General features: G+C 56.0%; 8 protein-coding genes. All 8 read left to right on the forward strand.

Translation table 11 applies throughout. The features are described 5' to 3' along the window. On the forward strand, positions 1–1,609 hold a 1,609-nt coding region (locus tag ACR0L1_RS23500), incomplete at its 5' end, for a DUF5801 repeats-in-toxin domain-containing protein (protein ID WP_480506705.1). An 89-nt stretch (positions 1,610–1,698) separates the two neighbouring features. Then, positions 1,699–3,432: a type I secretion system permease/ATPase gene (locus tag ACR0L1_RS23505; protein WP_480861079.1), complete on the forward strand. Its 1,734-nt coding sequence runs from the start codon at positions 1,699–1,701 to the stop codon at positions 3,430–3,432. A gap of 12 nt (positions 3,433–3,444) precedes the next feature. Continuing rightward, entirely contained in the window at positions 3,445–4,968 is a 1,524-nt protein-coding gene (locus tag ACR0L1_RS23510) for an HlyD family type I secretion periplasmic adaptor subunit (RefSeq protein WP_480861081.1), read from the forward strand. A 1,011-nt stretch (positions 4,969–5,979) separates the two neighbouring features. Then, complete coding sequence (locus ACR0L1_RS23515) at positions 5,980–6,813, forward strand: hypothetical protein (RefSeq protein WP_480861083.1); 834 nt, start codon at positions 5,980–5,982, stop codon at positions 6,811–6,813. 32 nt (positions 6,814–6,845) lie between these two features. Beyond that, positions 6,846–7,043 (forward strand): hypothetical protein, encoded by a 198-nt coding sequence (locus ACR0L1_RS23520; RefSeq protein ID WP_480861085.1) that lies wholly within the window; start codon positions 6,846–6,848, stop codon positions 7,041–7,043. 24 nt (positions 7,044–7,067) lie between these two features. After that, positions 7,068–8,765, forward strand: coding sequence for a hypothetical protein (locus ACR0L1_RS23525; protein WP_480861087.1), 1,698 nt, complete (start codon positions 7,068–7,070; stop codon positions 8,763–8,765). Continuing rightward, positions 8,765–9,808: a tyrosine-type recombinase/integrase gene (locus tag ACR0L1_RS23530; RefSeq protein WP_480506168.1), complete on the forward strand. Its 1,044-nt coding sequence runs from the start codon at positions 8,765–8,767 to the stop codon at positions 9,806–9,808. The genes ACR0L1_RS23525 and ACR0L1_RS23530 overlap by 1 nt, the downstream gene beginning before the upstream one ends. Then, on the forward strand, positions 9,805–11,233 hold a 1,429-nt coding region (locus tag ACR0L1_RS23535), incomplete at its 3' end, for a recombinase family protein (protein ID WP_480861089.1). The genes ACR0L1_RS23530 and ACR0L1_RS23535, both read left to right, overlap by 4 nt.

The raw sequence follows: 11,233 nt of genomic DNA on the forward strand, positions 1-11,233 counted from the left end.
CGGCACCCTCAGCGATGCTGAAACCGCCGCAGACACCGCGACGGACTATGTCGACCTCACCCAAAAAATCTCGTTCACCGATGACGGGCCGGCCTTTGAAATGGAATTGGGCACCGCGGTCCTGCAGACGGATGACGCCGATCTGACGGGTGGGCCGGATACGGACACCGAAGGTGTGGGCGATCTGTTCAACGTGACCACGAATGATCCGGGCGAAGATGGCCTGGGCGCGCTGGTCTACAGTCTTGAACTGGGCTCCAATGCCGGGTCGGTGACCCTGAAAGACACCGCCACCGGAGACACCGTGGTTCTCAGCAACAATGCTGGCGTCATCGAGGGCAAAACCTCGGGCGGGCAAGTCGTGTTCTCGGTCTCGGTCGTCAGCAGCACCGGCGCGGTGACGCTGACCCAGAACCGGGCGGTCGAGCACAGTTCGGCAGATACCTCGGGCTATGCCTCGGATGTCACCGGATTGGGCGCGGCCCTGACCGATGCGATCCGTCTGGTCGGCACCCTCAGCGATGCTGAAACCGCCGCAGACACCGCGACGGACTATGTCGACCTCACCCAAAAAATCTCGTTCACCGATGACGGGCCGCAGATCACTGTCAACGACGCATCGGGAAGTTATGAAGCGGGTGCGCAAGGCACGTGGTCGGATTCGCCCGGCGCTGACGCGTTTGACTCGTTGGACATTGAACTGGTCAGCTACGAGATCGACGATAATGGTACTGTCGTGGTCAACGCCGATTTGACCCAGGACTTGGTTAATCCCAACTTGTTCTCTGGCTCAATCACCGATGACTTTAATGGTGATGGCGTCGATGAAACAGTGGATTTCACCATAGAATTCGACAGCCCAACCACCTATGATCTTCAGGTGTCTACACCGCCGGGTTCGGTGGTCGAACTGTCCACGGCAGATGGCAGCCTTGATGCGGGTGGCCCGGATCCGGTGCGAACGCTGACAATCGACAGTTCGGAAATCGTGTTCGCGGCGGTCGAGCCAACATCAACACCTGGCGACATCGCGCCGTTCCTGAATACCCTTGAAGCCAATTGGGAGGGCGGCGCAACATTCCTCAGTGCGGAACAGATGAATGTCAGCACCTCGGGCATCGGGAATGGCAATAACAATCTGAACGGTAATGCCAATGAAGGCATTGATGGCGACACGACATCGGGTGGCAAGGTGGATGAAAGCTTCGTCGTCGACCCGACCGGCTTTAACGTCAGCGCCGTGACGGTCTTCATCGACAACTCTGTGGGTGGGTATGATAACCCACCAGAGGATCTGTGGTACACGATCTACTATAGCGATGGTACATCCCCTAGCGGTCCGATTGAGGTCATGGACGGCGATCTGTCGCCTGAAGCCGGCGGCCAGGAAAGTTTTGTGATCGGTGATCCAACAGGACCGAACAACATCGACGCGATCCAGCTCTTTATGGGTCAAGGGACCATCAAGATCCCGGTCATCGAGTTCACGACCTCGCAGGAGTTCAATCCCGAATCGTTAGAGATGACCCTAAATGCGACCGAAGCCGACGGTGACTCGGATACGGACACTGACGGCTTCACAATCGACCTCGATCCGGTTGTCGCCTGACAAAGCAGTGAAACGCGCAGACCCGGCGCCTTGCCGGGTCTGCACATCCTAACAGCCGTACCAAACCCTTGTTACAGAGTGCCACGTTCATGAATGCCAATCCCGATACAAATATCGTCGACACCACCAGAAAAGCCGTGAAGCGGCTTTTCCCGCCGCTACTGATCGTAAGCTGTGTCGTAAACCTGCTACTTCTGGTGAGCGCTATTTACATGCTTCAGATCTATGACAGGGTTCTGACCACCGGGTCTTTCGACACTCTGGTCTGGCTGACGGTTGTCGCACTTTTTGCGCTGATCATTTACGGAATACTAGAGCAAGTACGACGGATGATCTTAGGTCGTGCAAGTTTCTGGGTTGAATCAGAACTTAGCGAACCGACCCTCAGAAAAGCCATGTCTGACCGGCTGACTGGCTGCAACCCAAAGGCCAGCCTGAACGATGTTGCCAACCTCAGGTCATTTCTGGGCGGAGACGCAGTGCTTGCCTTTTTTGATGCACTCTGGACACCGATCTTTATTGCATTCATTTGGTTACTCCACCCTGGACTTGGTGTCTTTGCGCTTTGCAGTACTATCGTTCTCTTTCTGTTTGCGCTTACAAATGACATTCTGACACGCAATCCCAACAAGGAAATAAGTGCCAAGCTTCGCCAAAGTGATACGGCAGCGCAGCAGTTTCTTGAGAGTGGTGAAACCATCCGCCCTCTGGGAATGGGTGATGCCTTGCTTGGTCGTTGGCAGTCTTTTCAGGCAGGTGCCCGACGTGAGCACCAGAACCTGAAGGAAAAAACCTCGGGCCTTGTCAGCGCATCACGAGCGCTACGCCTTGCCTTGCAAGTCATGATACTGGGACTTGGCGCGTATTTTGTCCTTCAAGGCAATCTGACTGCCGGAGGGATGATCGCTGCCTCAATTGTTCTGGGCAGGGCACTTGCTCCTATCGAGCGTTCAATAAGTGCTTGGAAAGGTTTCGTGGCAGCGCGTACCGCTATCACCCGGCTCAGGGATCACTTTGCGGGTGAATTTGCTCCCGATTATGAAGTCAACTTACCAAAGCCTCTCGGCCAATTACAGGTGGAAGAGGTCTATTGTCTCGCACCCTATTCGGGCGAACCGATTCTGGAGAACATCTCTTTCGCTCTTGAGCCCGGCGAGACACTAGTCGTTTTTGGGCCTTCCGGTTCGGGCAAATCGACCTTGTGTCGTTTATTGGTCGGAGCCTGGCAACCAACACGCGGCCATGTAAGGCTTGACGGTGCAGACGTCGGAAATTGGAACCCCGAAAATCTAGGGCCGTGGCTGGGCTATCTGCCCCAAAATGTAGAGCTCTTTCCAGGCACCGTAGCCCAGAACATTGCCCGAATGCGAGACATCGACGACTCGATGGTAATCAAGGCCGCCAAAGAAGCAGGAGTTCACGATCTCGTTTTGCGGTTACCACATGGGTACGAAACAGACGTTGGCTTGCACGGCGGGCGTATCTCTGGTGGCCAAAGGCAAAGGCTGGGACTTGCTCGTGCTCTTCTGGGTGACCCGTCGTTTATCGTCTTGGATGAGCCCAGTTCGAATCTCGATCAGGAAGGCGACGCAGCCCTTGCTGCAGCTCTTGCGCGCTCCAAGAATCTTGGTCGCACCGTCGTCGTTGTGACCCATCGTCCCGCCGGGCTCAGGACTGCAGACAAAGTTCTGGTTCTCAAAAACGGATCTGTCGCCGCATTTGGCCCGCGTGAGAAAATTTTGCAGATCAGAGGCCAAGCTCCAGCCTATCAAACCGTGCGGACGGTGCAATCTAGCAGCGGCAACAACGCAGTAGCAGAGTAAGGTGGTTCGCCAATGAGCATTTGGGAAGAGTTACAGGAAAACGTGAAGGCTTTCTGTGCTTCGGTGCTTGATGGCATTTTGGGTGCAATTCCAGCCGACTGGTTGGATTGGATCTTAGAAAAGCTACCACCCGCCGTTGACCCGAGGTGGATCGCGGCAATTATTTTATTGCTCACGTTGGTGCTTCTGACATTACTCCTCCGCTCAATTCGACACAAAGCGGTCACAGACTCAACATCCAACCTTAGAGATCTCACGCGCGCGCCGCTTCGCACGGGGTACATCGTCGCAATCGGGCTGGTGTTTGGTTTGGTGACCTGGTCATTCAGCGCCCGGCTGGAAGGCGCAGCCATTGCACCAGGAGTGGTCAGTCCAGAAGGGTACCGCAAAACCGTTCAACATCTGGAGGGCGGAATCATAAAATCTATTCACGTGAGGGAAGGGGACAAGGTGACCAAAGGTCAGGTTCTTTTAACTCTCGACGACGTGCAGGCACGTGCCCGACTTGACGAATTGGTAAAGCGGTACACGCACCTGCTGGCGAGGGTCGCCCGCATCAAAGCTGAATTAGACGGTTCCGAAATATTGGTCGTCCCGAACAGCAAGAATGTATCCGATGAAGCTGAATTAACACGCGCAATTTCCGATCAACAAGTACTTCTGACGCGGCGAATTACGACACAAAAAGGCCGCGACAACATACTGCGCAAACGCATCAAACAGCTCGACGAAGAAAACCTCGGACTTAAGAAAACGATCGTCGGCTTGGACGAAAAAACACATTTAATTGAGGAAGAAATCCAAGGTGTAACAAGCCTGCTGGGGAAAGGTCTAGAAAGGAAGTACCGACTACTGGCCCTGAAACGCGCAGCCGCAGACATCACGATCGAGCGTGCTACCAGTAAAGCGCAGATCGCCCGCAACAATCAAAAGATCGGTGAAACCGAATTGCAATTACTGGCCATGGTTCAGCAGGAGATAGAAGACTCCACCATGGAATTGTCGGAAATGAAACGTACTCTAGCCGAGTTGGAAAGCGAAATACGATGGCACAGGGATGTGGTCGATAGAACGGAAATACGCTCTCCGATTGAAGGTAAGGTAATGAATGTGCGGATCACTACTCTTTCCGGGGTCGTCCGAAACGGTGAACCGATCTTGGATATCGTACCTTCGAAGGTTCCTTTGATAATCGACGCCCGAGTCAACCCGATTGATATAGATGTCGTAAGTATTGGTATGCCTGCCCGTATTCATCTTACTGCGTATCAACAACGCAACATGCCACAGATATTCGGTTTGATGCGCTCAATTTCCGCAGACCGCATAGTCGACGAAAATACAGGGCAACCCTATTATTTGGCAAAGGTTGAGATTTTACCTGCCGAACTCGCAGATTTACAGGACGTCGAGCTCGTCTCAGGAATGCCCGTAGAGGTTATGCTGCAAACCGGTGAAGCAAGCGTTGCCGACTATGTAATCGGGCCGCTTTTAAGTTCAATCCGACGTAGTTTCCGGGAAAACCACGACAGTTAACAACGTTTTGGTGATACAAGGTCGGTAGTACTCAAAACAAGTTTGAAAATTTTTTGTTGTTTGCTTGGTTACCCTTCAAAACAGCGAAACCACCACTCCAATTCTAAGGCAATTCTTGTTGCTTAAACTCCAAATGCTGGAGAAATCCCAATCCGCGTTTGTATTATGGAACTTGCGGCAGATTGCCATGCTGGCGGTAATTGATCTTAACTGTTCACAACTGCAAGCCAAGTAACTGGTGACAAGCGAGGAGTTTGCAGGGACCGATCTAGCTCCGCTACACCCGTACTTGTTATAAGACAATATCCGGCCCCCGCTCCTTCCCCCCGGTCTTGCGGGAGAAGGCCCTTCGCTTTCAGGTTCGTATCTGCGCGATGCCTTTTATCGGAGGCCAGCCGCTTCCCCGCAGGCTTCTCACCTGCCCCGCTCTGACCGCGCACGGTCTCGGCGATCCCCGGTTCGACGAGCGTCTGAAGACGACCGTCGACCGGTGGGTTCCGTAGTCGCGTTTCTGCACCGGGCCAGAAGGAGCCGCGTCGGTGCGGGATGGGGTAGTCCCCGAACCATAGTTCACAATTGGAGGCCGGTCGTGAACGTACCGTGGTCACCGCTTTTTTTGATCGTTTGCCAGGGAAAGCAGCAAGTATAAACCGGGCGCAACGGAGACGGGGAGACCCATCCCGGCCCGGAACGTCCGATTTTGCGCTCTTGCTGACTAAGTGTATTGATCTGCTTTTTTTGGGGGGATCTTTGTGTTTCGCGCGGCCGCAAGTTGCACAAACCTTAGCTGACCCGAAGCGCCGCAGCCCACCAATAGCGCAGGCGGTTCGGGTCAGCGGCTCGACACAGAACCTAGCCAAATTGTTCTCTTCCTGTTCTTTTGTTGATGTGCAACCTTGGAAGGGGTCGCCGTGTCTCAATCAGCGCTTTCTGAGCAATCAGTACCGCCTTGTTGCACGTAAGCTTTTGGACGCGCGATCAGACCCTAGAGTGTGCCAAACGGAGAATAACATGAGCGCTAACGCGGACAGCGGTCTGAAGGACAATCGAGACGTTGCACATACTGAAGTTGACTATTCCGTCTATCCGCACATGGATGGGATCAAGTGCTCGATGTCATGGAAGCTCGGCAGTTATGGCGAACGCGGTGCTCTATCTGATGACATGATCGGGAGCTTGGCTGAACGGTTTGGCCTGCCAACTAAGCTCGTACGCGAACTCTCTGTGCTTCTTGGGAACTGCCTCAATAACGACGACGACATCGCAATCAACCTGACTGAGGTCCGTCGCTCGCAAGCGATTGTACGAGGTCAAAAGCACCTCAAGACACTCCTGCGGGAAGCCAAGCGGGGCACAATTACTACACAAGAACTCCGGAACGCATTGGGCTCGCTTTCGACTTATTTCGTATCGACGCCAGAAGATGCAGACCTTCTTCCTCAAGTCCTCGACAAGCTTGAGACCGCAACGACGCTTACTCAAGATGTCATAGATGACACTCGGCACATCCTTGTGACCCCCGGCGCAGTTGCAGAGATGTCGCCCCGGGACAAGCGGTTCTCGCGCGACAAACGCCGTCAGTACATCGTCGAGAGCTGCTGTTACATCTGGAAAGATGCCGGTCGCCCCCTAACCTATACGACATACTCAGACGGTCGCCCCGGAGGACAACGGCAAGGTCCGCTCGTCAACTTTATCCAGGCTTTCGTGAAGATGATCACCGAGCCGGGGCAAATCCTGAGCGGTGAGACGATCCGCGTGGACATTGACGGTTTTCGCGACAAGCTTGAGCGTGAAGAGCAAGAGCGTTGGGCGCCGCCGGAATTGGGCAATCAATACACTTAGAATGAGCAAGCCCGCGTTGTCATGGTCATGGCATGACACGCGTTCCTGCCACACCCCCTTCTGACGACTACGCGCGCAAGCAGGTTGAGACAGCGATTGACCAGTTGGTCCGATTGCTGGCTGCCCAGGCAGTACGGGAACTGGGTCGGGACGCCTCTGACCAAAAGGAGGCGCATCAGTATGCCACAGATCAATGCGAAGAAGAGCCCACCCGTCCGCCCGAGACCTGACATGTCCAAAGGACCGCAAACCCGATGACTAGCCAGAGCCCCGTTCCATTGACATTGGCCTTCGTCAAAGCCGACACACCGATGTTCGCCGAGCTCATCGACCAACTGCACTCCGACAGCTCTCTGTCGGACGGACGCCGTCGCGACATGATCTCCGGTCTGCGCCGCGTGGCCAAAGCCCTTGGGCTGCCGCCAGAGGATGTGCCCTGCGACAGTCGCTGGTTGCAGCCCCGTTTGGCTAAAGTTGCACCGGCTTCGCTTGGTCTGACACTAAAGAGCTGGCAAAATGCGGTCAGTGATGCACGGGCTGCGCTCGCGCATTTCGGGCTGGTGGAACGCCGCTTCAACCGGATCTATGATCTGTCTCCCGATTGGCACGCGCTGTGGGCGGATGTACTTGCGTCCGGTGACAAGACATTGCAACCCGCGCTCTGCCGCTTCGTGCATTATCTGAACCGGCAAGGCGTCAAACCTGCCAATGTGTATAAAGAGCATGCTCAGGCCTATCGAGTAGCGCTTGAGCATAACGAGATCAGCAAATCTCCTGAGGTTGCATATCGTGCCGCTGTCAACGGCTGGAACCTGGCGGTCCGACGTATTTCACAATGGCCCAACGTCACTTTGCCTCTGGAATCGCGTCGGAAGGTCATCACTTTTCCGGTGACTGACTTTCCGGCGCCATTCCAAACCGATCTTGCAAAGCTGATGCATCGTCTGTCCAATCCAGACCCGCTGGCAGATGACGGACAGAACAGAGCACTACGACCCGCGACCCTGTCCCAATACCAAAGGCAGTTGGTTCGGTTCGCCTCCGAACTCACTCACTCTGGTATCCCGATCGCGGAGATTGGCGGATTGGACGTCCTGATTAATCCGGCGATGGCTGAACGGGGTTTGCGCCAGATGTTATCGCGCACCAACAACCAGACCACAAAGATGATCAGCGAGATTGCCGCGTTACTCCGCAATCTGGCCCGGTTACTCAATGCACCCGAAGACACCCGGGAATTACTGGCTGGGCTTGCAGCGCGTCTGGCGGTCAAACCCCAGAATGGCATGACCCAAAAGAACCGAAGCAGACTTCGAATGTTGCAAGAGGACCGTCATCAGCAGCGCCTGCTACTCCTGCCCGAACGGATTTTCGCGCGACCACGCGGCACCTCCAAGCCGTACGGATGGGCTCTGGCGCGCGAAGATGCGCTCGCAATCGCCATCCTGCTGGTCTGCCCCGTCCGTGTGAAGAATCTGGCTGGCATCCACATTGAACGCCACCTGCACCGCCCTGGTGATGGCCGAGCCTACTTGGTTCTGGAAGACGGTGAGACCAAAAATGAACGACCTGTCGAGTTCGAGATTCCGCGTGATGTATTGCGCATGATCGACAGCCATCTCAAATCTCGTTGTCCGGAACTCTGCCCCGCTGGAACGCCTTGGCTGTTTCCCCGCAGGGATGGTCAACATTCTGTTGATCCCGGCGTTCTGTCTGGGCGCATCTCCAAACGGATCCGGAAAGAAACGGGGTTGGAGATGAACGCCCACCTGTTTCGGCATTTCGCGGTGATGAACTGGCTCGACGCCAATCCCGGCGGCTACGAGGTTGCGCGTCGGTTGCTCGGACATTCGGAGGTCAGCCACACCATCAACATGTATTCCGGTCTTGAGGCACGTTCGGCAACCCGCGCCTTTGCTGACCTGATAGACGCCAAGAAAGGGCGTCGCTGATGAGCCTTGTTCTGCCGCGCGACGAATGGCCCGCGCAAGACCGGGATATGTGGCTCAGCCTTCAGGCGGAAGGTGGACCACTCGACGATTGCGGTGCCCTCGCTCATCTACGCGCAACCTCGTTGAAGACGTTGGAGTTGCGCTATGCCCGATGGTTGCAATGGCTGATTACCAGCGACGCGGAGGCGATCACACTGCCTCCGGCTCGACGCGGGACCCTGCCGCGCCTTTCCGCTTGGCTTCGGGACCTCTCACACACCCGGCCGATGACTCAATTGATGTTCATTGATGGCGTGTTGCGTATCCTCTCCGCGGCTGACCCGACGCAGGACTGGTCCGCTCAGCGGAAGTTAAAAGCGGGATTGAAGCGCGCCGCGGGTCGAGGTGATCGGGACCGTAAACTTGGGCGTGTGTTGTCCAGCGAAGTTCTATTCCGTGCAGGGCTGTCTCTGGCGACGGGTCATGCAGAAGCTGCGTCAACACCGCTAAGCAGTATGATGTGCCTGCGGGATGGCACCATGATAGCGATGTTGGCCCTGATGCCGATGCGGCGACACGCCTTCGCGGGCCTTCGGATTGGCATATCCCTGTATGTCGCAGCAGACACGATGACCGTCGCGCTCCCCGGGGATCTCACCAAATCAGGGCATCCCTGGGAAGCTGATGTTCCACCGAGCGTTGAACCGCTCTTGCGCCGTTACATCAACGAAGCCCGTTCCTTTATTATGGAGCGTGGCCAACAGCATCACAATGTCCTGTGGGTTGGCCGGTCTGGTGCTCCTTTGAAGAAAGACGCGCTGAGCCCTCGGATCGCGGAGCAGACACTGAAGCTGACGGGTCGCCGTATTCCACCGCATTTCTTTCGGGATGCTGCCGCGACAACCCTGGCCCGCTCTTCTCCGGAACATGCCAAGCTAATTCGACCAATTCTTGCGCATACGAGCTTCGGAACCGCCGAGCGCCACTACATCCACGCACAGTCAATTGAAGCGGGCCGCGACTACGCGGCTTTGATCAAACAGAAGAGAAAGGCCCGGCGATGACCCGCGTTGCAATCTATGCCCGTTTCTCCAGCCAAATGCAGAGAGACGCATCCATCGACGACCAAATGCGACTGTGCCGGGAACGTGCTGAGCGGGAAGGTTGGACTGTTGTTGACGCCTATTCTGATCGTGCGGTCTCCGGCGCCTCCATGTTGCGCCCCGGTCTGCAAGCGCTGTTTCATGCTACACAGGAAGGACAAGTTGATCTGATTTTGGCGGAAGCGCTGGACCGGTTGAGCCGAGACCAGGCGGATATCGCCGCGATCTTCAAACGGCTAAGCTTTGCAGGTGTTTGCATCGTGACGCTGGCTGAGGGCGAGATCAGCGAATTACACGTAGGTCTCAAAGGCACCATGAACCAACTGTTCCTCAAAGACCTGGCCGACAAAACCCGGCGTGGTTTGCGCGGGCGTGTCGAGCTTGGCCGTTCCGGCGGTGGTAACAGCTACGGTTATGATGTCGTCCGGCGTCTCGGGCCCGACGGCCAACCCGTCACGGGGGAACGAGTGATCAACGCAGCAGAAGCTGAGATCGTCCGGCGGGTGTTACATGACTTCACCGAAGGGCACTCCCCGAAAGCCATTGCGCGCCGCCTGAACACCGAGGGTGTCCCAGGCCCTCGAGGAAAATTATGGCGTGACACGGCCATCCGGGGGCACCGCACTCGTGGAACAGGCCTTCTCAACAATGAGCTCTACATCGGCCGCCTGGTCTGGAACCGGCTGCGCTACATCAAGGACCCTGAGACCGGCAGACGTGTTTCCCGTCTCAACGATCCGTCCAAATGGATCATCGCGGAGGTCCCTGAGCTGCGGATCGTCGGGGATGAACTTTGGGAGGCGGTCAAGCAGCGGCAAGGCGAGATCGAAGCTGATCCCCGCGTCAAAGCCATCAAGGAAACCCGGTTTTGGGAGAAGCGTCGCAAGAAGCACCTTCTGACAGGTCTTGCATTCTGCGGCTCCTGCGGAGGACCACTCACCACTGTCGGGCGCGACTATCTCGCCTGCTCTGCCGCTCGCAAACTCGATACCTGCACGCACAGGCAATCCATTCGCCGCCATGTTCTGGAAGACGCCGTTTTGGATTTGCTTCGCCAACGTCTGATGCAGCCCGACGCAGTGGCCGCTTTTATAAAGTCCTTCAGCGAAGCCGCCAACGCAGAAGCAGGCACAGCAGAGGTAGCCCGGACCCGTCTGCAATCCGAGCGGGACAAAGCGGCGCGCAAACTGAATGGGTTCTATGATGCAATCGCAGAGGGCATTCGCACCCCCGGCCTTCAAACGCGGCTCGAAGAGCTTGAAGCGCAGATCGCCGGTCTTGATGCGAAGCTGTCTGAGCCTGCGCCTTCACCGGTGCGACTACACCCGAACCTGTCCGAGCTCTATCGCTCCAATGTTGCTAGTCTTGCACATGCGTTATCGGACC

The organism is Ruegeria sp. J8 (assembly GCF_056531925.1).

Bases quoted from the DNA above. Each gene is read 5' to 3' on its own strand.
- ACR0L1_RS23505 (WP_480861079.1), top strand. From the start codon at position 1,699: ATGAATGCCAATCCCGATACAAATATCGTCGACACCACCAGAAAAGCC.
- ACR0L1_RS23510 (WP_480861081.1), top strand. From the start codon at position 3,445: ATGAGCATTTGGGAAGAGTTACAGGAAAACGTGAAGGCTTTCTGTGCT.
- ACR0L1_RS23515 (WP_480861083.1), top strand. From the start codon at position 5,980: ATGAGCGCTAACGCGGACAGCGGTCTGAAGGACAATCGAGACGTTGCA.
- ACR0L1_RS23520 (WP_480861085.1), top strand. From the start codon at position 6,846: ATGACACGCGTTCCTGCCACACCCCCTTCTGACGACTACGCGCGCAAG.
- ACR0L1_RS23525 (WP_480861087.1), top strand. From the start codon at position 7,068: ATGACTAGCCAGAGCCCCGTTCCATTGACATTGGCCTTCGTCAAAGCC.
- ACR0L1_RS23530 (WP_480506168.1), top strand. From the start codon at position 8,765: ATGAGCCTTGTTCTGCCGCGCGACGAATGGCCCGCGCAAGACCGGGAT.